At 40.1% G+C, this 22,274-nt stretch carries 28 protein-coding genes and 1 tRNA gene; 5 read left to right on the forward strand and 24 right to left on the reverse strand.

Annotated features, from left to right (window positions below):
* Positions 1-656: 656 nt before the first annotated feature.
* Genes CUU59_RS06900 through CUU59_RS06955 form a run of 12 tightly spaced genes read right to left on the reverse strand, consistent with a single transcriptional unit; the run spans position 657 to position 9,046 of the window.
* Positions 657-1,235, reverse strand: a complete 579-nt coding sequence (locus CUU59_RS06900; protein WP_099951235.1) for an S-layer homology domain-containing protein — start codon at positions 1,233-1,235, stop codon at positions 657-659.
* A complete protein-coding gene (locus CUU59_RS06905) occupies positions 1,232-2,032 on the reverse strand; it encodes a metallophosphoesterase (RefSeq protein WP_099951236.1) in 801 nt (266 codons plus the stop codon). Before CUU59_RS06905 ends, CUU59_RS06900 begins: the two co-directional genes overlap by 4 nt.
* Positions 2,029-2,631 carry a P-II family nitrogen regulator gene (locus tag CUU59_RS06910; protein WP_099951237.1) on the reverse strand — a complete coding sequence of 201 codons (603 nt, stop codon included), beginning with the start codon at positions 2,629-2,631 and terminating at the stop codon, positions 2,029-2,031. Before CUU59_RS06910 ends, CUU59_RS06905 begins: the two co-directional genes overlap by 4 nt.
* 2 nt (positions 2,632-2,633) lie before the next feature.
* Positions 2,634-4,061, reverse strand: a complete 1,428-nt coding sequence (locus CUU59_RS06915) for a DUF1538 domain-containing protein (protein ID WP_099951238.1) — start codon at positions 4,059-4,061, stop codon at positions 2,634-2,636.
* Positions 4,062-4,076: 15 nt separating this feature from the next.
* A complete protein-coding gene (locus CUU59_RS06920) occupies positions 4,077-4,619 on the reverse strand; it encodes a chromate transporter (protein WP_099951239.1) in 543 nt (180 codons plus the stop codon).
* Positions 4,612-5,133: a chromate transporter gene (locus CUU59_RS06925; protein ID WP_245870578.1), complete on the reverse strand. Its 522-nt coding sequence runs from the start codon at positions 5,131-5,133 to the stop codon at positions 4,612-4,614. Before CUU59_RS06925 ends, CUU59_RS06920 begins: the two co-directional genes overlap by 8 nt.
* Positions 5,120-5,782 (reverse strand): aspartate/glutamate racemase family protein, encoded by a 663-nt coding sequence (locus CUU59_RS06930; protein ID WP_099951241.1) that lies wholly within the window; start codon positions 5,780-5,782, stop codon positions 5,120-5,122. The genes CUU59_RS06925 and CUU59_RS06930 overlap by 14 nt, the downstream gene beginning before the upstream one ends.
* Positions 5,779-6,003, reverse strand: a complete 225-nt coding sequence (locus CUU59_RS06935; protein WP_099951242.1) for a DUF951 domain-containing protein — start codon at positions 6,001-6,003, stop codon at positions 5,779-5,781. The genes CUU59_RS06930 and CUU59_RS06935 overlap by 4 nt, the downstream gene beginning before the upstream one ends.
* Positions 6,003-6,842: a mechanosensitive ion channel family protein gene (locus tag CUU59_RS06940; protein WP_099951243.1), complete on the reverse strand. Its 840-nt coding sequence runs from the start codon at positions 6,840-6,842 to the stop codon at positions 6,003-6,005. The genes CUU59_RS06935 and CUU59_RS06940 overlap by 1 nt, the downstream gene beginning before the upstream one ends.
* Entirely contained in the window at positions 6,839-7,399 is a 561-nt protein-coding gene (gene yedF / locus CUU59_RS06945) for a sulfurtransferase-like selenium metabolism protein YedF (protein ID WP_099951244.1), read from the reverse strand. The genes CUU59_RS06940 and yedF overlap by 4 nt, the downstream gene beginning before the upstream one ends.
* A 10-nt stretch (positions 7,400-7,409) precedes the next feature.
* On the reverse strand, positions 7,410-8,444 hold the full coding sequence (locus tag CUU59_RS06950; RefSeq protein WP_099951245.1) for a hypothetical protein: 1,035 nt from the start codon (positions 8,442-8,444) through the stop codon (positions 7,410-7,412).
* Positions 8,441-9,046, reverse strand: coding sequence for a HutD family protein (locus CUU59_RS06955; RefSeq protein ID WP_099951246.1), 606 nt, complete (start codon positions 9,044-9,046; stop codon positions 8,441-8,443). The genes CUU59_RS06950 and CUU59_RS06955 overlap by 4 nt, the downstream gene beginning before the upstream one ends.
* A 169-nt stretch (positions 9,047-9,215) precedes the next feature.
* On the opposite strand from CUU59_RS06955, the gene CUU59_RS06960 reads away from it, so the two are divergent.
* From CUU59_RS06960 to CUU59_RS06970, 3 genes are all read left to right on the forward strand, one after another.
* Positions 9,216-9,788 (forward strand): xanthine phosphoribosyltransferase, encoded by a 573-nt coding sequence (locus tag CUU59_RS06960; RefSeq protein ID WP_099951247.1) that lies wholly within the window; start codon positions 9,216-9,218, stop codon positions 9,786-9,788.
* 128 nt (positions 9,789-9,916) lie between these two features.
* Positions 9,917-10,249: a helix-turn-helix domain-containing protein gene (locus tag CUU59_RS06965; protein WP_099951248.1), complete on the forward strand. Its 333-nt coding sequence runs from the start codon at positions 9,917-9,919 to the stop codon at positions 10,247-10,249.
* A 452-nt stretch (positions 10,250-10,701) separates the two neighbouring features.
* Positions 10,702-11,019 carry a hypothetical protein gene (locus CUU59_RS06970; RefSeq protein ID WP_099951249.1) on the forward strand — a complete coding sequence of 106 codons (318 nt, stop codon included), beginning with the start codon at positions 10,702-10,704 and terminating at the stop codon, positions 11,017-11,019.
* A 200-nt stretch (positions 11,020-11,219) separates the two neighbouring features.
* Here the strand turns inward: CUU59_RS06970 and CUU59_RS06975 are convergent.
* The 4 genes from CUU59_RS06975 to yfcE form a co-directional block, all read right to left on the reverse strand.
* Positions 11,220-11,295: transfer RNA gene (locus tag CUU59_RS06975), tRNA-Ala, on the reverse strand.
* Complete coding sequence (locus CUU59_RS06980) at positions 11,296-11,559, reverse strand: SpoVG family protein (RefSeq protein ID WP_099951250.1); 264 nt, start codon at positions 11,557-11,559, stop codon at positions 11,296-11,298.
* Positions 11,560-11,611: 52 nt separating this feature from the next.
* A complete protein-coding gene (locus CUU59_RS06985) occupies positions 11,612-12,637 on the reverse strand; it encodes a lysylphosphatidylglycerol synthase transmembrane domain-containing protein (protein ID WP_099951251.1) in 1,026 nt (341 codons plus the stop codon).
* A 628-nt stretch (positions 12,638-13,265) separates the two neighbouring features.
* The gene (yfcE, locus tag CUU59_RS06990) at positions 13,266-13,775 is read right to left on the reverse strand and encodes a phosphodiesterase (protein ID WP_099951252.1); all 510 of its coding nucleotides are present in this window, start codon (positions 13,773-13,775) and stop codon (positions 13,266-13,268) included.
* A gap of 123 nt (positions 13,776-13,898) precedes the next feature.
* On the opposite strand from yfcE, the gene CUU59_RS06995 reads away from it, so the two are divergent.
* Positions 13,899-14,072 carry an IS3 family transposase gene (locus tag CUU59_RS06995; RefSeq protein ID WP_425432822.1) on the forward strand — a complete coding sequence of 58 codons (174 nt, stop codon included), beginning with the start codon at positions 13,899-13,901 and terminating at the stop codon, positions 14,070-14,072.
* A gap of 132 nt (positions 14,073-14,204) precedes the next feature.
* Here the strand turns inward: CUU59_RS06995 and tpx are convergent, their stop codons facing one another.
* Positions 14,205-14,717, reverse strand: coding sequence for a thiol peroxidase (tpx, locus tag CUU59_RS07000; protein ID WP_099951254.1), 513 nt, complete (start codon positions 14,715-14,717; stop codon positions 14,205-14,207).
* A 243-nt stretch (positions 14,718-14,960) separates the two neighbouring features.
* On the opposite strand from tpx, the gene CUU59_RS08375 reads away from it, so the two are divergent.
* Complete coding sequence (locus CUU59_RS08375; protein WP_099951255.1) at positions 14,961-15,347, forward strand: IS3 family transposase; 387 nt, start codon at positions 14,961-14,963, stop codon at positions 15,345-15,347.
* Between the two features lie 268 nt (positions 15,348-15,615).
* Here CUU59_RS08375 and CUU59_RS07010 read toward each other — a convergent pair whose 3' ends face one another.
* From CUU59_RS07010 to CUU59_RS07040, 7 genes are all read right to left on the reverse strand, one after another.
* Positions 15,616-16,167 carry a hypothetical protein gene (locus CUU59_RS07010; RefSeq protein WP_099951256.1) on the reverse strand — a complete coding sequence of 184 codons (552 nt, stop codon included), beginning with the start codon at positions 16,165-16,167 and terminating at the stop codon, positions 15,616-15,618.
* Between the two features lie 21 nt (positions 16,168-16,188).
* Complete coding sequence (locus CUU59_RS07015; protein WP_099951257.1) at positions 16,189-17,505, reverse strand: sensor histidine kinase; 1,317 nt, start codon at positions 17,503-17,505, stop codon at positions 16,189-16,191.
* Positions 17,502-18,155, reverse strand: coding sequence for a response regulator transcription factor (locus tag CUU59_RS07020; RefSeq protein ID WP_075574177.1), 654 nt, complete (start codon positions 18,153-18,155; stop codon positions 17,502-17,504). Before CUU59_RS07020 ends, CUU59_RS07015 begins: the two co-directional genes overlap by 4 nt.
* Before the next feature lie 423 nt (positions 18,156-18,578).
* On the reverse strand, positions 18,579-19,448 hold the full coding sequence (locus CUU59_RS07025; protein WP_099951350.1) for a 4Fe-4S binding protein: 870 nt from the start codon (positions 19,446-19,448) through the stop codon (positions 18,579-18,581).
* A 4-nt stretch (positions 19,449-19,452) separates the two neighbouring features.
* The gene (locus tag CUU59_RS08190; RefSeq protein WP_099951258.1) at positions 19,453-19,605 is read right to left on the reverse strand and encodes a CD1871A family CXXC motif-containing protein; all 153 of its coding nucleotides are present in this window, start codon (positions 19,603-19,605) and stop codon (positions 19,453-19,455) included.
* Between the two features lie 10 nt (positions 19,606-19,615).
* Complete coding sequence (locus CUU59_RS07035; RefSeq protein WP_099951259.1) at positions 19,616-20,812, reverse strand: TlpA family protein disulfide reductase; 1,197 nt, start codon at positions 20,810-20,812, stop codon at positions 19,616-19,618.
* Positions 20,813-21,114: 302 nt separating this feature from the next.
* On the reverse strand, positions 21,115-22,266 hold the full coding sequence (locus CUU59_RS07040; protein ID WP_099951260.1) for a C39 family peptidase: 1,152 nt from the start codon (positions 22,264-22,266) through the stop codon (positions 21,115-21,117).
* Between the last annotated feature and the right edge of the window lie 8 nt (positions 22,267-22,274).

Raw genomic sequence — 22,274 nt, forward strand, 5'->3', positions numbered from 1 at the left:
AACATAGTTATTGGTATAAACCCATACTAATCTATGTTTCTTCTCAACAAGTGTTTTTTACAAATCAAAAAATTTCTGCTTGCTTTTTTCAACAATTATKTTTGCWASATAAATAAATATCTGCGGTGTTTTTTACAAATGTTTGCAACATAAATAAATACCTGAAGTATTTTTCCGACAAGTATTTTTACAAGATAAACAAATGTCCGCGGTATTTTTCGGGCAAGTGTTAGTCAAGCAACTATTGCTTTGAGGCTATACAAAATTTTTGAGTCTTTTCCAATAAAAAATTTTGCAAGATAAATAAATACGCTCTACTGCCTCAACAGATTAGTCAAGCAACTATTGCTTTGAGGCTATACAAAATTTTTGAGTCTTTTCCAATAAAAAATTTTGCAAGATAAATAAATACGCTCTACTGCCTCAACAGATACTATCCATGTTGTTTTAACAACATGGATATTGGTATGAATTCATATTAGTCCGTGGTCTTTTTTCAACAAATGTTTGCAACATAAATAAATATCTGCGGTGTTTTTTACAAWTGTTTATACATTCAATAAAAAGAGGCTGTATAATTTTTGCTGGTGTTACTCCCCAACAAATATTATACAGCCAATAAAAAAGTTGTGGTCTCCCATAACTTGAACTTTAAATTAATATCCGTATTTGTCGAAACATTTTTTTAATAGGGCGCACATTTCCTCCCGACTAATTGGGTCCAGGGGTTTTAAATTATTTTCTGCATCCCCGGTGATAACACGATCGTGGATAAGGGCGGCTATACCCGCTTGGTTGTTTACGACAACAGCGTCCTTGAAATGGTATTCGGTTTTTTCATTTGAAGTACGCTTGTAAATGCCGGCCAAAATCCTAAAGGCCTCTGCTCTGATAATTTTTTCGTTAGGAGCAAATTCACCAGAGTTTTCAATGAGTCCCGCACCCACAAGTTTTTTCAAGGCCGATCCGTACCAGGCATCGACTGGCACGTCTGTAAATTTTAATTGAACTTCCACTTCTTCTGCCATGAGCCTGCCCATAACCGCCACAAATTCTGCATTTGTAATATGGCCCTCAGGTCTAAATGTCCCGTCCTTGTAGCCAGTAAAGAGTCCGCGGTCGCTGGCCCAGTCTATATAAGGCTTTGCCCAATTGTCCTTGACATCCGAATAAGCCAAGATGCTTGCGCTAAGCATGCTAATAATTAATAATGTAATCAATATTTTTCTTTTCAAATTTCTTTCTCCTTATCTACTAAATATATAATTAAAAATTCTTTTGGATTGTAAAATCTGGGCACAAGGCCGTAAATTTTATCAGTACAGCCCACGTTTACATAGATTTTTTGTTTTTCATTTAATTCATAAAGTCCCTTTTGATAAACTCTTTTGCCCAGCCAGATCTCTCCGCCCGGTCCAACAAGGCCGCCGATAAAGGGCAGGCGAAAATGACCTCCGTGGTTGTGCCCAGACAAAATCAAGTCAAAGCCCTGGTAATAGTCGGCGTACTCAGGCCGGTGGGCCAGGAGAATATTGTATGAATTCTCGTCCAGATTTTCTCTGTAGGCCTCCAGCTTTTCAAAAAAATTGTCTTTGTCCTTGTCTATATCGTCGACCCCATATATTGCAATTGAATCGATCATTTGCGGCGAATTGTCGTCCAAGAGGACCACATTGTAAGAGGCCAAGGCCTCCAAGATTTGTCTGCAATCGGCCCGCCTGTGCTCGTGGTTACCCGTCACATAATATTTTTTAATGGACCTTGTCCGGTCTAAAAATTCCCAGGCAATTTTATTGTCGCCCTTGTCATCAAAGATGTCGCCCGTTAAAAATATGGCATCCACGTCTGCGACTTTTTCTATGAGTTTGTCCAAATTTTTCCGACCTAGTTTTCCGTGCAAGTCAGAGACCTGGGCAAATTTGTAAGGCCTATTATTTTTGCCAGTGTTGATTTTTAATCTGTTCTCTTTAAGTCCAAGGGAATAAATTATCCCCCCGATTACAAAAGCCGCCAGCAAGTAAAGATAAATCATCTATTAAAGTTAAAGCCAACCGCATCGGTTACCGGCATGGTAAAGATTACGCCCTTGGAAGTTTTTTCCAAATCAAAGGCAGTGTTTATGGCGTCAACTATGCCGTCTTTTTTCTCTGGTCTGGTTACCAAAACTATAATATCTTTTTCAGGTTCAATAACCATATCAAATATAGCCACTCTTTTTTCTATACCGCTACCCCTGCCGTGGAGGACTGTAGCTCCACTGCCTCCTGCCTTTGCAGCTACTTCTATAACATCATCTGCAAGTCCCCTGTCGACTATTACATAAATTGCTGTTGCTTCCATCTTGTCCCCCCTTTGAAATTTACTATCGGTTGCAAAACAAACTCCCAGGCCGCCGTTTTCGAAATGAAATTTTTCTCTGGCCAGGTTTTTTATTGTTTCCGTCTCTTCGCGGTTGCCAAAAACCCATATCATCTCCATGGTTTTTTCTTCCAGGCCCAAGCTCTTTAAAATCTCGCTGTTGGCCGTTCCGCTTGCCCGTACAACTGAATAATGTTTTATGCCAGCCAATCTCATCTTCCTAACAAATTTTCTTGACTGATCTTCTCTAATTATAATTTGATTTAAAAACATACTTACCTCTTTTTAGCATATATTAATCCAAGTAGCATCAAGCTTACCACAGGTGCCATCGCAACAGATGCAATTACACCAAAACCATCTACCAGCGGATCTGCATTGGGTGCAACTGTTGCTGCTCCCTGCATCATTGATAGGGCAAAGGCCGTTGTCATTGGCCCTGACGCAACCCCTCCCGCATCAAAACTTATACCTACAAAAAGGTCGTCAACCTTTCTAAAGAGCATTATGGCGATTAAAAATCCCGGAGCCAAATACATCCACAATTGGAAGCCTCCAAAGTGGATCCGCATGGCAGAGAGCATAACGGCTGAGCCAACGCCCATTGACAGAGCTGTTAGGACGTAAGACCCGTTTACAGAACCACCAGTTACATCTATGATTTGCCCAACCAAGGATTGAACTGCAGGTTCTGCCAGCACAATCATAAGTCCTGTCAAAAGTGAGAAGACAATAAAAAGTGCCGGGCTCTTTACATATAATGCTGTTCCGAGGAAGAAGGCCATGTCTGAAAAGCCCATGTTGACACCTGTTAAAAATAAGATCAGGCCAATGTAAGCATATAGAAGACCCTTCATAATCCTGGAGAATTCGTTTTTGTTTACCTTCATCTTCCAAGCGTTAAAAATTAAAAATATTATTGTAATCGGCAGGGTCGCCAGAGTCGCCTCCTTTAAAGCGGCCATAAAAACTCCGCCGCCAGTAAGGGCCTCCGTAACGGCCTCTGTCCCTTGGCCAACTGGCAAGATCAAACCCAAGAGCAAAACCGCTGCGATGGGTCCGGTCGAGGCCATGCCTACTAGGCCGAAGCTGTATTTTTCTCCCTTGTCTGTACCCTTTAATCTGGAAAGCCCGTAGGCAAGCGAGAGGAAAAATGGAGTTGTAAGGGCACCAGTGCTGGCCCCGCTTGAGTCGAAGGACAGGTTTCTCATGGTTTCATTTTGCGTAAAGAAAAATATAAACATGACCAGGTAAACGCAGGCCAAGATTTTTTTGATAGACAGGCCCTTCAAAATTCTGATAAAGCCAAAACCAATCATAAGACCAACGCCAACGGAAATTAAAATCAAAAGTAAATAGGCGTTAAAGCCTACAATAGATTCGACGTTTTGCGAAAAGACCATGAGATTTGGCTCTGCAATTGTAACTACAAAGCCCAGCAAAAATCCAAACAAAAATGTTAAAGTTGCTTTTGTTATATACTCGGCCATGCTTCCAAGGTGAACGGCAATCCTCTCTACGCCCAGGCTAACGCCCGTCAAAAATAAAGTAAGTCCCCCTATCAAAACCAGGGAGGCCAAGACAAAGCTCCTGATCATTTGAGCCTGGGTGTCCACTATAAAAAGTGCAGCAATAAGTACCATTATCACAATTGGAAGCACGGCCCTTATTACTTCTTTGAAATTTTTTCTAAATATATTCATATTTCACCCCTTTGTTTACAATATATCCATCAAAATTCCAGCCACAAAGCCTGTTAAAATAATAAAGGCCGGATGGATTTTGGGCAATTTTTCTCTGATAAAAAAAACTAAAATAAAAATCCCCACAAGTAAGTAATTACTAATAGCCTGGTTTTTGAAAAGTCCGATTAAAATCGGAGCCACAGCCGCCAGTATAAAGCCCAAACTCATGGGCTTTAGATAAGTCATAATGGATTCTACATAAATCGAATCACGATATTTATTTATAACCCTTGCTATTAAAATAATAATTATAAGCGATGGAGCAACCAAGGATAAAGTCGCGACCACTCCTCCCCAAAAGCCCTCGACTTTGATGCCCACATAGGTGGCCATGTTAATGCCAATAGCTCCTGGCGTCGATTCGCTCACGCCTATCATGGTTAAAAGTTCTTGGTAGGTAAAAAATCCGTATTTGTTTCCAATTTCCACCAAAAATGGAATGGTGGCCAGGCCTCCGCCAACCGCAAAGAGCCCCGCCTTAAAAAATTCTATTATTAAAATTAAAAAATTATCCAAAGAACTTCACCTCCATGGCAGCGATAAGTGCCGCCCCAATTACAATTAGGGGGAGGCTAACACCCGCCAGGGCTAGGCCCATTGAAATTGCCATCAAAATCACGGCCTTGATAGATCTTAACTGCTTCTTGGCCATGCCGTAAATGGTCTGCAAAATTAAACCAACGGCAACCGTCTGTACCATAAGGCCGGCATAATGAAATTTCTCTCCTATTAGTTCTATAAAATTAAAAATACAAAAAATTATAATAAGGCTTGGGGCGACAAAACCCAAAGTGGCGATGATGGCCCCCAAGACTCCGCCCACCTTGTAGCCCACAAAGGTCGTGGTGTTGATGGCGATAATGCCAGGAGTTGCCTGGCCAATAGCATAGTATTCCAAGAGTTCGTCTTCGCTTGCCCATTTTTTATTTTCGGCAACCTCTCGGGTAAGGACGGGAATCATGGCGTAGCCGCCGCCAAAGGTCGTGATTCCAATTTTAAAAAAACTTACAAATAATTCAATAAACTTCATCAATAACCGCCCTTACCAGGGAATCCATGGCGTCAATTATCCGTGGGTCGTCAAATTTGATCAGGCTAAGCTCAGTGCAGGCCAGCAAAATCTTGGCCCCAGACTTTAATTTTTCTTGGATCATAGCCTCAAAGTCAGGAAAGTTTTCTATTTTCGCTTGATCTCCAGCCTTTATCCTGTAAATTGTCTGCATGGACAAGTCTTTTTCCGCTTCTGTGAGCTCGATTAAATTTTTTCCTGCTCCTTCAATAGCCTTCCTATAAATTCCAGTCTTGTAGGTCCCCCGTGTTGCCAAGACGCAAATATCATCGCCTGCATCATGCACTGCCAGGTCGACCATATTTAATATTTTTTTATCGGTCATCTTTTTAAAGTCATCCATAAAATAATGGCTGGTGTTGCAGGGAATTGCAAAAAAATCCGCCCCCCAAGACTCGCCCAATTCAAAGTGACTTTTAAATCTGGCCAAGAGGTCCTTAGAATCACCAGTTAAAATTGCCTGTGTCCTATCCGGCATGAGATTGTCGGAAATCAAAAGCGTTTCAATATGGTCCTGGTCAGTCTTAGCTGGCGAGGATAAAATTATCCGCCTGTTGAATTCGCACGATGCCAGTGGACCCATGCCGCCGATTATGCAAAGCTTTTTCATCTTTCAATCTCCTTTGATGTGCGAAGTGACACCCACTTACCCTCGTGCAAAACCTTTCTCACAGAGCCCACAAAGTCAAAGCGGGTCATAAAGAGTTCCCGCTGACAGTTGGTACACCTGAGCTTTATATCCACGCCCGTTTTCAGAATTTCCCATTCATTTTTCCCGCAGGCGTGGGGTTTTTTCATGGTAACTAAATCGCCCACATAATATTTTAACATTACTTATCAATCCTTATATCTAAATTATTATGAACAACGCCAATTCCCGCCTTGATCAGTGCATCGTAACCAGTCAGACGCATAAGGCGTTCAATCCTCCACTGTTCGCCGGGTATTGTCTTGCAAAGAGCCGTTATAATAACGCCCTCAGGCAAAATATCCGTCGCTTCTAAAATAGCCACAGGTTCTATAACCGCGTGGTCAGAGTCAACAGCCTTTGGTAGGACATCTTTTAAAATTTCTATGGCCTGGTCCACACTTGAATCATAGGCGATTGGAAATTTTACCAAGGCCCTTTGAATATTGCGATTGCGGTTGGTAACCACGCGGATTTCTCCGTTTGGAATTACGTGGAGCTCGCCATTAAAATCGCGAATAGTCGTCGTCCTTAAAGCAATATCAGTAACTTCCCCGTCCTTGCCGGCCACGGTAACATAGTCGCCTATGGCTAAAGAGTCTTCAAAAATCAAAAATATACCACTAATAACATCTTCAACCAGGCTTCTGGCACCAAAGCTGATTGCAAGTCCACCGATACCGGCGGTAGTAATAATGGCAGATGTGTTAATACCGAACATCTTCAAAGTCGATAGGAGCCAGGTCAAGAGGATAACAATTTTAAAAACGCTCCTGATCAAAGAGGCCAAAGACTTGACCCTCTTGGCGTCTTTACCGTGAAGTTTGTCCGTAGACTTTGTTCCTATCTTATTTGCAAGAAAGCCGGCAAGCTTTACAAGTATCTCGGCTAAGATAAAGGTTACAATCGCAACCACAATCTTGCCCCAGACATTCAAGCCGCCAGCTTCATGCATAAAAATAGATTTTATATTCTCTATCATATTCTAATTAGGTGTCCTGCCTGTGCCATTTTTTCGTATATGTCATACATATTTGTAATGCCGCCAACTTGAACATCTTCTTTTAGGTGGAAGAAGTCAAGGCATAGGCCGCAAGCGTTAATATTTACGCCTTCTTCAGCTAATTTCTTGAGGTCGCCCAAAACTTCTGAATCTGAAGTTACAAGCTTAACTGCTGAGTTAAAGAGCAAGATTTCCTTTGGCTTGTGGACAGCTTCAGTCAGTGTGTAGATGAAGGACTTAATTAAAATGTGGCCTAGCTCTTCATTATCGCCCATGTGGTCTTGGGAAAAAGCAATTACCAAGTCTTCGTTCTTGGCTGCCACAAAGCCGGCTCCTTTTTTAATCTTTACTGAAAAATAGTCTTCTATAGTTTCAACTTCTGCGCTTGCGCCCAGGCTTTCAGCTAGCTTTTTGAGGTTGTTAACTGCAACTTCGTTGTCTACTAGTGTTTCAATTTCCTCTACTTCTGCCTTGTCCAATTCTTTTTTTGTTAAAATTACTGGTTGTGGACATAAGAGTCCTCTTGCATCAATCATCTTTTACCTCCTAATAAATTAAAAATCCATTTCTAAATTCGACCACAATCCTGCCGTCGTAATGAATTCTTTCTATATCCCGCTCCGTTTCAACAGAGCTGATTAGACCATCGTCGCCCACCACTTTAAACTCGCGACCACCGTAGATCACAACCTCCTTGTCGAGCTTGTAAATGTGGTCTAAGCCAGATGATGGGACCTTTTTAATGGCGTTTAGACTATCATCCATGATAATAGTCTCCCCATCTGCAATTAAAATATAATTTTTATTTATCTTTTCCATACCATAAAAGTCTTCGTAAGTCCGCCTGGCGTCAACCTCACCATTTTTGATAAGGATAACCTCCTTATCAGTGACCAGTATGTCGCCGCCCGAGGCTTCAAAAAGCCTGAGGGGCACGTAGCCAGACAGTTCAAAAAGACTGGTGATCTCTTTTTTTGTATTGACCTTGGAAAATAGTGAGCTCAGACCGTTTTCAGTCCGCCTCAAACTCAAGACCTTGAAGCCGTCCTTGGTCGGAACCAAGTCGATGGACGCATCCTTGGACAAAAAGCTCAAATAAGGATCTAAATTGTCATCAAAAACCCTGGTTTCAAAATTGAGGCCATCGTCTGAATACAAAACGATCTTGTCGCCAATTTCTCTTAGGCCATTTATGTTATTGATTGGTTCAGACTCCATAATCAAATGGTTCTCGCTATCGATAATATCCATGGTCTTGGACTCGTCGTCTACAAAAAATATATAGTCGCCGGCCCCCATCATCTTGGCATTATCAGCGGTCAAAACCCGCTCATACATCAGATTGCCATCAAAATCCATGGCCGACATGTGAGTGCCGTCCAAGATAAAAATCTTTCCATCCACCACATAGCAGTAGTCCTTGCGCGGAGATTCAATGTACTTGGCCCGACTTTCCTCGGCCTTGCGATTTTTTCTCATCTCGTACATGGACACAACATAGTCGCTGTTTATATACAAAAACACGGCAGTTATCAAAATAAACATGGCCAAGGCAAAAAATATTAGCCGACTTAGCTTCATAAAAGCACCTTGCCAAAAATAATTGCACTCTCAGGCGTAGATTCGTCTTCATCATCGGAAGCATTTGTAAACCTTGGGCTCAGCTCAAAATTGTATTTACCATCTGGGATCATAATAATAAGATCATCCTTTTCAAGGTCCACTTCCTTATTGCCGCATTTTAATTGCAAATTATCAGCCAAAGAATAAACAAATAAAATTTTATTGCCAACAAAAATATCTTCCACAATAAGCTTGTCAAAAAACTTCAAAACTTCCATCTTGGCCTGGAAATCTTCGGATGCTAGCATGGAAAAAACTCGACCCTCATCCAAGGCCACGACGTCTTCATCAGCCTTGAACCTAAAAGTAGTCTTGGCCTTGATAAGCATCTTGGACCCCTTGTAATTTATCGGAAAATTTTTATCAATAGGCACCAAAAAACTCTTCCTGCCAGGAAACTTTTCAAAAGCCTGGCCCTCCTCTTTAATGTCAAAACGGGCAAGGCTAATCTTGAAATCCTCTTTCTCCAAGGACCCACCAACTGGGTAGACGAAAAACTCATCTTTAATGCCCAAATCCTGCTTAGTCCTATTAAAATTATCTATCTTAAAAAGATTCATAAGTCTTCTAATCCTCCACATTTATTTTATCACAAGCGACCCCAATATTCAATAAAAAAGCCCTGGGCAGGCCAATAAAAAAGAAAAAATATAAAAATAGAAAAATAATATGAAACAACTTGCAATTTATGTGGAGCTATTGTAAAATACATCATAAGGTGGTGAGAGAATGGAATTGTTAAAAGAAAAAATATTAAACGAAGGCATAGTAGAAGACGGAAACATCTTGCGTGTCGATAATTTTTTAAACCACAGGCTGGACGTAGAATTTATTAACGAAATTGGCCTGGAACTAAATCACTTATTTAAAAACAAGGGCATCAATAAAATCCTGACAATAGAATCATCAGGAATCGCCATTGCAACAATTGCAGCCCAATACCTGCACGTGCCCGTAATCTTTTCCAAGAAAAATATCCATGTAAACCTCCCCGAAGAGGTCTACATTGAAAAAGTAAATTCCTACACAGAAAAACAAGATAAAAATATAGTCGTGGCCAAGAAAATGCTCACGCCCGACGATAAAATCCTAATCATAGACGACTTTTTGGCCAAGGGTAACGCCCTCAAGGCCCTCATTAACATGGTAAATAAAGCCGGCGGTGAAATCAAAGGCATAGCAATAGTCATCGAAAAATCCTTCCAAGGAGGCGGAGATGAAATCCGCAAGATGGGCTATGAGGTGACAAGTTTGGCGAAGATAAAATCTATGGATAATGGAACCATTCAATTCGAAGACTAAAATTTGAGGTTAAAACGGCGATATTCTCGCGAAAAAATATACGACGAATGCTCATGCCCACAAGGGGCAATCCCATTCGTCGAATGTCTGTCCTGTTCCCCGAAAATTGGACACAAAAGGAGGAGAACATGGACTACACCAAAGACTACAAAAAGAAAAAAGTAGAAGAATATCTAAACTCAAAACTATCACTTAGAAAATTTGTAAAAATTAACAACATACCCAAAACAACCCTTCAAGGTTGGATCCAAACATACAACGAATACGGACCAGATGCCTTTATGGACTCAAACAAAAGAAACACCTTAGTCCAAATGAAAAAAGGGCCAAGTATTACGAAGAAAAAGAAAGAGCATAAAGAAGCTTTCTTGCTATATGATAAATTTTTGAATAAGCTTTATGTCAAGGGCTATGCAAGTTGCTTCGCAACCCTTGACAATCGCATTCAAAAATTTAGTTAGCAAGTAGAAAGCATTCTTTTAGATGAACAAATTATTTGTCCAACTTTTTGGGAACACCCCATGTCCACAATAAAGTGGACGCTACATGACTACAAATATATCCGTTCACTAAAAAGTATCATTCGCAAAATTTCTGCACATCGCGAATCTCATCCGTTTTTCCTCACAAATTCAGATAGGGATATAAGACGAGCGAATTGAAAAACCAATTTAATCAACGGATATTCTTAAGAACGTTGTAGGGTCCACTTTATGTGGACCGATAAGTCCCGCCCCAGAGGCAAAAAAGGTGTTGAGAATCTTACAGCCCTCATCGAAATTTCCTAGCAAATTATATTAAGAAAAAAGGAAAAGAACTTAATAACAAAAAATAACGCGTAGCGTTTGTAGAGGCCGTGGTTAATCCCGGCCATATTTTTTAAAAAATTATGTAAAAGGATGGAGATGTTAATATGGAAAAAATCAAAAAAATGCTAGGCTATTGGCTTATAATAATTTTTGCATTTTATATCTTACCCTTGCTTACTATATATACCTCAAGCAGCATATTAATCGTGCTCATTGGAATTCCAGTAATTTGTTTTACAATATCCTTGATATATGGAAAAAGAAATTCCTTTGATTGGCTATTTTCAATTTTTGTTATGCTGGTATTTATCCCAAGCATATTTATCTTTTACAACGAAAGCGTAGCCATTTATACATTAGTATACGGCTCTATTTCAGCAATCGGTCAATTTATAGGTCATTTAATGAGCGAGAAAAATTAAAAAGTCAAAAAAATATTTTCTCTAAAGGCAAAAAGACCCTAGCACAGTACTAAGGTCTTTTTTTGTTCAAATAGACAAGCAGAAAAACAAAAAATAGCTGACATTAAGTCAGCCATTACAAAGCTTCGCTGGATTTTTCTTGATTGGTAATCAAATAAAAATACAAATAAAAAAGGAAGTCTTTCGACTTCCTTAAATCTTGGTGGAGCATAGGGGGATCGAACCCCTGACTTTTAGACTGCCAGTCTAACGCGCTCCCAGCTGCGCCAATGCCCCTTAATCCACGCGTGCAAGTTCGGCTTCGTAGGCCTTGAAGATGGCTTCTTCCATTTTCTTGCGCATGGTATTGGTAACGGGGTGGACTATATCAAAGTATTCGTCTTTGACTTGTCTGGATGGCATGGCTATAAATAGGCCGTGGATGCCTTCGATGATTTTGAGTTCGTGGATAGCGAGTTCGTCGTCCATCACAACCTTGCATACAGCTTTGAGCTTGCCTGTGTTTTCCATAAGTCTGACATTTACACTTGTAATTTCCATAGTCACCTCATTTTTAAATATAAACTATCCTCACGGATGTTATTATTATACACTATAATTTATTATTTTTCAACTGCTTTTCATCTTTTAGTTTAATGGTAAAGGGGAAAGTGAGGAGAATTTTTACATAGTAGGTGGTGAGTCTCCAGGTTAAGAGGACCAAAAATATTGGCGCTCCATCGGGCAGGATGGATGAAAACATGAGATAGAACATGCCTTCGGCTCCCAGACTGGCCCCTGGGATTGGGATGTAGCCGCTGGAGATTTGGACTGCTGCGCATATGGCAAAGGTGAGCGATACGCTTGGCGGCCTGACCCCGTAGGATACGAATATATAATAGGTGATTGCATAAAATACCAAATAGCCGATGACATTCTCCACAATCATCATTATATAAAATACTAGGCTTTGACCTCTAAAAGTTTGCAGGCCTAGGTTGAAATTTTCAATTTCCCCTTCGATTTTTTCGACAAATTCGTCTTTGGGTTTTAGGATTTTTATTTTTAGCAAAAATTTATAAAAGCCCAGGACGATTTTTTTGACAAGTTTTGGTTTGTAGGCGGCAAGGACCATAAAAACAACCATGGCAACACCAACTATTAGGCCAAGGACCAGCATGTAGGTAAAGACATAGCCACGGGCGTAGAAAAAATCTCCGTGGTAGATGCTAAGGGCAAAGGTGATTAGCAGCCTGGCAAGAGTGTAAAAGAAGAGTTGGACTCCTAAAATCGATGTGGAAACGCCAGTTGGAATTCCAATTCCACTCATATAAAAGACCTGCATGGGTTGGCCGCCAGACGAAAATGGCGTGACGGCAGAAAAAAATTCGCCTATCATGTAGGTCTTGAAGGCTGCGTAAAGGCTCATGGCTTGGCCTTGGTTGTGGGCCAGCTGCATGATAATTATAGCCTGGCTAAGCCAATAGGCAAACATGAGTCCCAATATTAAAAATACATAGCGTGGCTCCAGGTTTTGAATGGCGAGCTTAAGTGAGCTTACTCCGTCCGCATAAAAAATTCCCACCAAGAGGAGAACCAGCGTTATTAAAATAATTCCAATTAAATATTTTTTTCCCATAAGTATCTATATTTTACCATTTTTGAGCCAAATTATCAATGAAGAGCTTTTCTATAAATATTTGCAATCGCTAATGTAGCGTCTACCTTGCAGCCCTGCCCAAGAGACAAGTCCGCAAGTACGCCGTCGATTGGTATGCAGGACTCACGCAACCTCTTGTTCAATCGTTAGACCTAAGGGAAAAACGATTGAGGACAAAGGCTCAAGGAGAATGGCAGACAAAGCGATTGCAAAGCTTGCAAAGAAAAAGACAGGTTGCCCTGCCTTTTAATTTCTTAATCTTAAATCCTCTCTACTAATCTACATACAAATTGCAAGGGAAAATTGATGAATTTTTGTCTTTTAGGGCTAGACTTTTGCGGGCTACATAAAGTCGCCCCTACAACGTTCTGAAAAATCATTTTAATTTTATCCCTCTCTAAATTTGTGAGGAAATTTTGATGAGGGCCGTAAGATTCACCACTCGAGCATCGTTGGATTTTTTCTCGTAAATATTCTATGGATATATTTGTAGCCATGTAGCGTCTGGTTTATTCCAGACATTCGGCGAATGGGATTACCCCTTGTGGGCATGAGCATTCGTCGTATATATTTTCTGCAAAAAGTCGCAATTTTAACCACAAATTACTCACCATTCGTAGGTTTCTATGTCGTACCCGTCAACAACCATACACGAGTGAGTGCCGTCTTTTGGGATGGTAGTAGATCCGGGGTTTAAAATGTGAACGGTGTCCGTCTTAAGGTTGACCTTGATGTGGGTGTGACCAGTGATTAAAAAATCGCAAAACTTGGCCTCGGCCATTTGGATCCGATCTTCCTCAGATTCCCTGTGACCGTGAGTTGCAAAAATCCTAACATCGCCAAAGTCTTTAATCAGATAGTTTTCGTGGATGTTTTTCCCCGTGATCATTTCGTCGGCCTCAGAATCGCAATTGCCTTTGACAAAATAAATGTTGTCCATATTTTTAATCTGTTCAGCCAAACGCTTGGGGTCGTATTTAACTGGCAAATCATTTCTGGGACCGTGGTAGAGCACGTCGCCCAAGTGAATGTAGCAATCCACCTGACCCATCTTTTTTATCGCCTTCATAAATTCATCGTAAGACCCGTGGGTGTCACTTAAGATTCCAATACGCATTTCAAACCTCCTTCTTACGATACATTATATCATAAGCTAAATAAAACTTAAATAACTAACAGAAAATTACTTTAATTTGTAATATCTGTAAAATTCATCGATTGTCCAAGAATTTTAAGTGTCCTGTTCCCCAAAAATTGGACACAAAAGGAGGAGGACATGGACTACACCAAAGACTACAAGACTATTGAGGAATTAGAAGTTGCTATTAGAGAATATATTAACTGGTACAACAAGAGAATAAAGACAAAATTAAACGGCCTGTCACCTGTTGAGTACAGGTTACAAGCCGTATAGTAAACGCGGTTATTTTGTCCGGGTTTGTGGGTGCATATCATACTTCCCTACTTTTTATTTATACAGGTTAAAATTATAAATTCAACCTGTATTATTTTGTTTTAATAGCTTTTGAATATTTTTCAATCACAATTATTTTTTCAAAACTTCCATAGCCTTGTCGAAATCTGGCAAATTGGTTGCTTCTGGAACGTATTCCACATATTCAACACAGCCTTCCTTGTCGATTATCACAACGCCCCTGGCCAAGAGTCCAAGTTCTTCGATCAAAAATCCGTACTTGGTTCCAAAGTCGTGGTCCTTGTAATCTGAAAGCATAATTAGATTGTCAATTCCCTTTGCAGCGCAAAATCTGGATTGGGCAAATGGTAAATCGCAGCTGATGGTTAAAATAACAAGGTCTTTTAATTCAGATGCTTCCTTGTTGAAGGTCTTGGTTTGCTCTTCGCAAACAGGTGTGTCAATTGATGGCACAACACTAATTACAACCCTCTTGCCTTCCAAGTCTGACAATTTAAATTCGCTCATGTCGCTCTTAACAGCTGTAAAATCTGTAGCCTTGTCTCCAACCTTTACTTCAGGTCCAACCAAAGTCATAGGTTCCCCTTGAAATTTAATTGCATCAAAACGTTTTAAATCACTCATAATATTCTCCTTTAAAAAAATTCTCTAAGCCTGAATATAAAATCCAAGCCCCCTTAGCTTATCTATTTTTATTATACCCAATTGAAAGGAAAAATATAATGACGAGATTTTTAGAATACATTTCCCTCGATCCCCTCAACCGGGATGCACCCGGTATCGGGTCCGAAATGGCCACCATAAAGGTGGTATGATACATGCAAAGTAGACAGTCTAATTAATTAAAAACCCATAAAAGGAGAAAAAATGGGGAAAATTAAATTTGACTTAGAAACAAAAATACAAGCATGTAGAGAATATGAAAAAGGAAACAAATCATTTAGAGAAATAGCCAAGGAAATAAATGCAGGAGATACAACTGTCGCCTCATGGTATGTAAAATACAAAGAAAANAAAGTGGAAGGTCAAGGGATGAAGCATAGTATGTCAAGGGTAGGTAAATGTATAGATAACGGACCAATGGAAGGGTTTTTTGGTACATTAAAGGCAGAGATGTTTTATGGTAAAGAGTTTAATTCTTTAGAAGAATTAAAAGAAAGAATTATGAATTACATTGAGTTTTACAACAACGAGAGGTTCCAGAAAAGATTAAACTGCATGGCTCCGTTGGAGTACAGAGAGCATGCAGTTTAAAGATATGTTTTTAATTAATTGTTGTGTCTACTTGACAAGAGGCTGTTCAAAAGGATGGCCGCTACCTACGTTCTTATACATATCCGTAGAAAAATAAAAAATGGCCGAAATAAATCGGCCTCTACAACGCTTCGCGTATTTTTTAAATATTCTACGGATATTCATGTAGCCATGTAGCGTCCACTTTATTGTGGACATTCGGCGAATGTGATTGCCCCTTGTGGGCATGAGCATTCGTCGTATATTTTTTCACGAGAATGTCGCAATTTTAACCACAAATTTCTCCTAAAACTTCATCCAAGCTCTCCCCAAATCCTGGGTCCATGTGGGTTAAAAAGTGCCACTCCTCATCTCCCTTTTTCCTATACAAAATCGCCTCGCCGTCTTCCGATCCCAGGAAGGACCTTTCCACTTCGTAGCCTTTTTCTTCCAGGGCTTTTTTTGTCTTTTTATAATTTTCTTCCCTGGCTTCTATATACTCTTTGACTTCTTCATTGTTGATTGCGTAGGCGTCAACACGAGTGGCTGATGGGACCATGCCGTCTCCCTTGACGGAGAGATTTGGAATTTCCTTCCAATAAATATCCACCCTGTCCCCATCTGTAAACATAAAGCGAGTAAGGGGGATTATGTGGCCCTTGTGTTCGATTTCCATATAATCTGGAACCAGATCCCATTTTAAATATTCATAGGTAAATCCGTCTTCCTCTTCGCTTGCGTAAGCGTCCAGCTGCGAAATAAATTCTCTGCCTTCTTCCAAACTTTCAAATGCGGCTAGGTCTGTGCTGTATCCGTCTTGGTATAATTCTAAAATATACATAAGTCCTCCTTAAAATTTATCTTAGGTTAGCTTTATCATAAAGATAAAATTCCCGTCTTCCTTCTTAACCTGGTAGTCGATTTTGTAATTGTCAAGTAAGTTTTTTACAATGTAAAGTCCCAGGCCATTGCTGTTTTCCTTATTGAGGTCAAAGTTAATATCAAAAATCTTGTCCACATCCAAGGCCTCCAGATTTGAAGCGGAGTTTTCGATGTAGAACCAGTTTTCCCTTGCCCCTATACTTATGATACCATTTTCGTCGGTATATTTAACAGCATTTGAAAGTAAATTCGATAAAATAATTTTTAAAGCGGTCTTTCCTATATAAATTTTTTCGTCTGCTAAGTCCTTTGTAATTTTTATATTCTTTTGACTGGCCATGACAGAATATTTTTTCAAAATGTCTGCCAGGACGTCGTTAACAATTACGACTTCCTCGTCGTTTTTCAAATTTTCCAAGGAGGAGACGGACAAAATCTGCGTAACATTTGCAGTCAGTCCGTCGACTATATCAATACATTCATCGATATAGGTATCCCTATCCTTGTACTTGCCGATATTGTACTTCATATTCTCCAGGATAATCTTCATGCTAGCTAGAGGGGTTTTAAGCTCATGAGAAGATCCCTTTAGAAAGTCGTACTTGAGTCTTTCTAATTTAATAATTTCCTTATTTTTTATTTCCAAGTCGTCAATTGACTTTAAAAGAGTTGTGTATAAGTCGTTGATTTGTTCCTTTAAGTCGCCAATTTCATCCCTTGTGTCGACTTCTAATATGGCCTCCTTGTCCAGGGCCATCATCTTATCGGTCACGTTTTTTATTTCAGTTACGTTATTCTTTATGACCTTGGCGTAAACAAGAGAAACGACAACTGATAATAAAAATGACAGTAGCAATGTATATGGCAAAAATTTTAGGCTCAGGTCCTTGGCCTCTTTTTTAACATCGGCCGTGGAAACAAATTGGAGGAAGACCTCCTCCCCGTCGTCCAATTTTATCCCCCTCTCTTCGATAATGAGGGAGTTGGTGTCCGAGTTCATGTCGATAATTACATTGCCTTCGATCTTGATTGCGTCGTCCGCCATTGCCTCTATTATATGGGCCTTGACCTCGCTTGACCTGGAGTAGAGGTCGATAATTTCCTCGACCTCGGCCATGTCCTTGTCATATAAACTCTCAGCCATCTGGTCAGCAATGGTCCGCACTTCATTTTTACGTTTTTCCAAATAGGTTTTTGGGAAAATTAAAAACACCAGAAAGTGGACCAAGAGGACTACCAAGGCCAGGACAGAAAATATTTGTATGAACATTTTTGGAAATATTTTTAAGTTTTTCATTTTCTCTCCAACTTGTAGCCCACATTTCTAACTGTGGATATGCAATCTAAATCGAGTTTCTTTCTAATTTCTTTTATATAAACGTCAATTACCCGGTCGTAGGGGATTTCGTCGGATTCTTTCCACACGGCGTCAATTATCTGCATACGAGTGAGGACCCGGCCCTCGTTTTCGAGTAAGTATTTTAAAATCTCCAGCTCCTTGGGGTTGGCATTTACGTCTTCGCCGTTGATCCTTGCGGTGTAAGAGGTGAAGTCGACCTCGGTATCCTTGTACTTAAAAGTCTCCCTTTGCCCGTAGTGCTTTTTGATAAGGGAATCTACCCGAGCCTTTAAAACAGGCAGGGAAAAGGGTTTTTCGATATAGCCATCGGCCAGGTTTGTAAAGGCGTCAATCTTGTATTCTTCGTCAGAAAAAGCGGTCAAAATCAAAACTGGTAAGTCGCTTTTTTCTCTGACCCTCCTCAAAACCTCCAGGCCATTTATATAAGGGATTTGTATATCCAAAATTATTAGTTTTATATCAGAATCAAATTTCTCCAAGGCCTCCCTGCCGTCCTTTGCTTCCACGGTTTGGTAATTAAAAGCCTTGAGGTATTCACTTATCCCTTCTCTAATGACTGTGTCGTCTTCAACAATTAACACTCGCATAAAATCTCCTTTTTAATTCTCTGACACGAGATATGATAGCCAATCGGTCAATTCCTTGGCGACCATTTCAGGATCGCCCTACAACGCTTCGCGTTTTTTATAATAAATATTCTACGGTTATTCATGTAGCCATGTAGCGTCTGGTTTATCCCAGACATTCGGCGAATGTGATTGCCCCTTGTGGGCATGAGCATTCGTCGTAAATTTTTCCCCACTCTTCATCCTTTAAGCACCGAAATTTAGGAGGATAAATCGATGAGGGCTATCTTTTATTTTCTCTCTACTTTTAATTGTTCTAATTTGTGAGGAAAAATTGATGAATTTTTGTAGCTTGAGACTTTTTAGGAATGAGGCGTAGTGAGTCCTACGCCGCAGTGACGAAAAAGTCGAACACTGCAAAAAGTCGCAATTTTAACCACAAATTTATCTCCCAAAGGATATTGCATCCACCGGGCATGCGTTTTTGCAACGGCCACACCTAATACATTCCAAATGATTGCAATTTTGAACTGGATCTATATTCATCTGGCAAACTTTCTTACAGCGGCCACAATTGATGCACTTGTGGTGGTCTAATCTGTAACGAAAAACTGAAATCGAATTAAAAATCGAATACAGAGCACCAAGTGGGCAGATGTACTTGCAAAATGGCCTGTAGATTATAATTGATAACAAGATTGTAAGGGCTAAAATGAGTCCCTTCCAATAGTACAAAAATCCAATGGCCCCTCTCATGGTCTTGTTTAAAAGTACCAGAGGAATCCCGCCTTCAAGCATACCCACTGGGCAAATTAGCTTACAGAAAAATGGGGACCCTTGGCCCAAAATATCCACCACAAACATTGGTAGGATTATTACAAAAATCGCCAGTATAAAATACTTGAGTTTTCTAAAATGCTTGTCGAACTTAAAAGTATCGATCTTCTTAAAAAATGGAATCTTGTGCAAGAGGTCTTGGACCAATCCAAAGGGACACAGATATCCGCACACAAAGCGGCCGATTAAAGCCCCTATAAAAAATATAAAGCCTACTACGTAAAAAGAAAACTTGTAATTTGAGTTTCCCAAAACCGCTTGAAGGGCGCCTATAGGACAAGAGCCCTTGGCACCTGGGCAGGAATAGCAGTTCATGCCTGGCACGCAAAGCTTCTTCCATTCTCCCCCGTAAATCTTCCCTGTCTTGAAACCCTGGAAGTAAGAGTTTGTAAGTAAAAACCATGAAGCTTGGAAGAAGTGCCTGACCCAATCCATGGCCAAATAAAACTTGGCCTTGCTAACTTTAAATATATTCATAAATCTAGCCAATTCCTATACACTCCATGCAAATCCTGATAGCCTTTTCAAGGACCACCCTGACCTCGCCGTTTTGTGTGCCGTAAAAAATCATGGCTGCGGACAAAACGACCAAGGCCCAGGGTAGGGCCCGGCTGTTTAAAATCTTTTCTTTCATTATTATGTCCTTATTTGTTCCTAATCTTTGCTAGCTCGTCTTCGATAACTTTCTTCCAGCCTTCAGCAGTTCTGGAACCTGAGTAAGTTTCGCCAACGATATTGCCTTCCTTGTCGACAAAGAATGTTTCAGGTAGGGCTTGGATGCCGTTTAATCTGCCGTTGAAATTGGTCTTGTCTGGCATCAAGAATGGATAAGAAGCCTTGGTCTTTTCTTGAATTAATTTTGATTTTTCAATGGCTTCTGCATTTTCTCCCCTATCGTCAACTGTGTCTGTTACAACGCCAACGATGTTTACGCCCTTGTCCTTCATTTCTTTATAAACCTTTTCTAGGTCAGGAATTTCCTTAACGCAAGCTGTGCACCAGGTTGCAAAAACATTTACCATTGTGAGTTCATAGTCGCCAAAGTCTTCGATGTCAAAGTCCTTGCCGTTAATGTCCTTGGTCTTTAGATTTTTTAAATCTTTTGCAGAGCTATTATCCAAAATTTGGTCGCCTTGGAGGTCTGTTTTTTCTGCTAGGACAAAACCATTTTCAGGACGGTCTTTTTTGTCGATCACTTCTACATTTGTATTCTTAAATTCCTTCAAAATTTCGTCGTCTGTCTTTTCATTTGTAGATAGGTAGTATTCATATTCGCCATCCTTGCTTGTGCCGATCAATTCATGTTTATCAGCCTTGGTAATCTTGGAAATTTCTTCTTGGCTGGTGCCTTTTTTAAACATTGAAATGGTTCCCAGTCTTTCTAGGCTTTGAATCCAATTCATAAAGCCGTCGCCCATTTGAGGAACTTCTGCATTTCTTTGCTCTTCAGTCAAACGATCAAAAGTTAGCATGGCGTATTTTAAATCTTGGTCAAGAGGACTTTGGTCGTCCAGCATGGCAACTTCCTTGTTTACCATGGCCTTTTTGAATTCATCTGTCAGCTTAAACTTTAGGCCCATAAACTCATAAACGTATTCGTCCTTGGCCCCAATTGTGTAATCAGCTGGTTTAAAAGTTGCTGATGGAGTGTCCTTTGTTGGGTCAGTCATACCAGCTTCTTCAGCGCTCACTGATTCTGTGCCCTCTTCTAGGCCCTTGCCGTCTTCGATCATTGGCATGTCATTGTTTTTTGCCTTGTCAGCCTTATTGCATGCCACAGCTCCAAAGGCCAAAGTAAGTATAAGTAAAACACTTATCATTTTTAAAATATTATTTCTCATAAATTTTTCCTCCTAATATTTTTTCTCTTTCAAATTTAAATTAATTATCGGTCAGAGACCATATCTCCTCCCAACAAAACCTATGATACAATAGATTTATGAAATGAATATGAAATGAGAAAAATATTTTTTTATTTTTTCAAAAAAATTTATAACTTTTGTCGGCCGCAAATCTCTTGGCCAAATCCACAGCCAGTCTAGGCTCTTTTCCTACTTGCATTATATGTATAAAAAAAATAATTGTCAACACAAAAAATCCAGGCCAAAAACCTGGATCTTTCTTATTATATAGCTTATATATTTTATTTTCCGGCTGGGTAGATTGAGAAAACTGTCATATACCAGTTTTTGATAGCTTGGTCAACTTCGCGAGCCGCATACAATCTGTCCTTACCCATTGGTTCGTTGGTGTCTGGATAATATTTATCCCAACCATTTGGATCGTAAACTTCAAAATAGAGTTCGCCGTTTATGACCTTGTAGCCCTTGATGAGGAAGAAGTGACCACCGTCAAAGCCGTAGAACCTGCCAAAATTGTTGGATTCAGGCTTGGTGTTTTCCTTGATTTCCTTCATGATGGCGCAAACATAAACGATGTTGCCCTTGTCGATTTCATCTGTAATGAGTTCTGGATATTTGTAGAATACGTCGTCGTAGTGGACGTCGTGAGCCTTGAAATAATCTTCAACAATATTTGTGCTCCACCATTGGCCGTCGTTTGGAACTTCGTTTCTGCAGGATTCACCTGTGGCTGTGGAATTTGGATCCAACCATTTTAAAACCATACCCATGGATGTTGGTCCGCAGTTACCTTCATTGTATTCGCCTGTGTGGGCTTGGTCTTCGTACCAATCGTAGTCGCGGTTGTTGGCAGCTTCCATTTGTTTTTTATCAGGCACAGCAAAGACGACTTCATCCTTGCCATCGCCTTCGAGCTTGAAGTCAAAAAATTCCATGGCGTCGTTAACTTCTAAGAAGTAAAAGCCTTTTAAGAAACCAACCTTGTAATTCTTGGACTCTTTATCCAAACGGAGTTCGTATTCATCAAATTCCACTTGGCTGAGGTCCAGTTTGGAAACGGACTTTTTGTTGTGGTTGAACTCGCCTTCCTTCATGGCAATGCGTTTGTTCTTGTCATTGGCCTTGATGGAAAACCTGTGGATAGATGGGGCTAGAAATTCTGAAAATTCGTCCAGCCTAATATATTTTTGCCAATCGTCAAAAGAGTAGAGATTCAAAGTTGAATCGCGCATGGCAAATTTCAATTCGTCAGCTTCGATAGCAGGTTTTGCTTCTTCAGCTGGCTGATCTTTTTCTTCTGTTTTTTCTGTTGTTTCTGCATTTTCTACTGGAGCCTTGGGCTCTTCAGTTTTATCTGCAGGTTTTTTGGAGCAAGCTGTCATAAGTGACAAAGCAAGAGCCAAAATTACTAGTAGTTTTTTTATATTTTTCATTGTTCCTC

The organism is Ezakiella peruensis (genome assembly GCF_900215725.1).
Classification (GTDB): domain Bacteria; phylum Bacillota; class Clostridia; order Tissierellales; family Peptoniphilaceae; genus Ezakiella; species Ezakiella peruensis.

What these genes read in the sequence shown, in the direction of transcription:
- CUU59_RS07040 (WP_099951260.1), bottom strand. Translation starts at nt 22,266, where the DNA reads ATGAAAAATATAAAAAAACTACTAGTAATTTTGGCTCTTGCTTTGTCA.
- yfcE (WP_099951252.1), bottom strand. Translation starts at nt 13,775, where the DNA reads ATGCGTATTGGAATCTTAAGTGACACCCACGGGTCTTACGATGAATTT.
- CUU59_RS06935 (WP_099951242.1), bottom strand. Translation starts at nt 6,003, where the DNA reads ATGTTAAAATATTATGTGGGCGATTTAGTTACCATGAAAAAACCCCAC.
- CUU59_RS06960 (WP_099951247.1), top strand. Translation starts at nt 9,216, where the DNA reads ATGGAATTGTTAAAAGAAAAAATATTAAACGAAGGCATAGTAGAAGAC.
- CUU59_RS07025 (WP_099951350.1), bottom strand. Translation starts at nt 19,448, where the DNA reads ATGAATATATTTAAAGTTAGCAAGGCCAAGTTTTATTTGGCCATGGAT.
- CUU59_RS06980 (WP_099951250.1), bottom strand. Translation starts at nt 11,559, where the DNA reads ATGGAAATTACAAGTGTAAATGTCAGACTTATGGAAAACACAGGCAAG.
- CUU59_RS06925 (WP_245870578.1), bottom strand. Translation starts at nt 5,133, where the DNA reads ATGAAGTTTATTGAATTATTTGTAAGTTTTTTTAAAATTGGAATCACG.
- CUU59_RS07010 (WP_099951256.1), bottom strand. Translation starts at nt 16,167, where the DNA reads ATGTATATTTTAGAATTATACCAAGACGGATACAGCACAGACCTAGCC.
- yedF (WP_099951244.1), bottom strand. Translation starts at nt 7,399, where the DNA reads ATGATTGATGCAAGAGGACTCTTATGTCCACAACCAGTAATTTTAACA.
- CUU59_RS06905 (WP_099951236.1), bottom strand. Translation starts at nt 2,032, where the DNA reads ATGATTTATCTTTACTTGCTGGCGGCTTTTGTAATCGGGGGGATAATT.
- CUU59_RS06915 (WP_099951238.1), bottom strand. Translation starts at nt 4,061, where the DNA reads ATGAATATATTTAGAAAAAATTTCAAAGAAGTAATAAGGGCCGTGCTT.
- CUU59_RS06930 (WP_099951241.1), bottom strand. Translation starts at nt 5,782, where the DNA reads ATGAAAAAGCTTTGCATAATCGGCGGCATGGGTCCACTGGCATCGTGC.
- CUU59_RS06950 (WP_099951245.1), bottom strand. Translation starts at nt 8,444, where the DNA reads ATGAAGCTAAGTCGGCTAATATTTTTTGCCTTGGCCATGTTTATTTTG.
- CUU59_RS06910 (WP_099951237.1), bottom strand. Translation starts at nt 2,631, where the DNA reads ATGTTTTTAAATCAAATTATAATTAGAGAAGATCAGTCAAGAAAATTT.
- CUU59_RS07035 (WP_099951259.1), bottom strand. Translation starts at nt 20,812, where the DNA reads ATGAGAAATAATATTTTAAAAATGATAAGTGTTTTACTTATACTTACT.
- CUU59_RS06970 (WP_099951249.1), top strand. Translation starts at nt 10,702, where the DNA reads ATGGAAAAAATCAAAAAAATGCTAGGCTATTGGCTTATAATAATTTTT.
- CUU59_RS06985 (WP_099951251.1), bottom strand. Translation starts at nt 12,637, where the DNA reads ATGGGAAAAAAATATTTAATTGGAATTATTTTAATAACGCTGGTTCTC.
- CUU59_RS07015 (WP_099951257.1), bottom strand. Translation starts at nt 17,505, where the DNA reads ATGAAAAACTTAAAAATATTTCCAAAAATGTTCATACAAATATTTTCT.
- CUU59_RS08190 (WP_099951258.1), bottom strand. Translation starts at nt 19,605, where the DNA reads ATGAAAGAAAAGATTTTAAACAGCCGGGCCCTACCCTGGGCCTTGGTC.
- CUU59_RS06955 (WP_099951246.1), bottom strand. Translation starts at nt 9,046, where the DNA reads ATGAATCTTTTTAAGATAGATAATTTTAATAGGACTAAGCAGGATTTG.
- tpx (WP_099951254.1), bottom strand. Translation starts at nt 14,717, where the DNA reads ATGAGTGATTTAAAACGTTTTGATGCAATTAAATTTCAAGGGGAACCT.
- CUU59_RS06940 (WP_099951243.1), bottom strand. Translation starts at nt 6,842, where the DNA reads ATGATAGAGAATATAAAATCTATTTTTATGCATGAAGCTGGCGGCTTG.
- CUU59_RS07020 (WP_075574177.1), bottom strand. Translation starts at nt 18,155, where the DNA reads ATGCGAGTGTTAATTGTTGAAGACGACACAGTCATTAGAGAAGGGATA.
- CUU59_RS06965 (WP_099951248.1), top strand. Translation starts at nt 9,917, where the DNA reads ATGGACTACACCAAAGACTACAAAAAGAAAAAAGTAGAAGAATATCTA.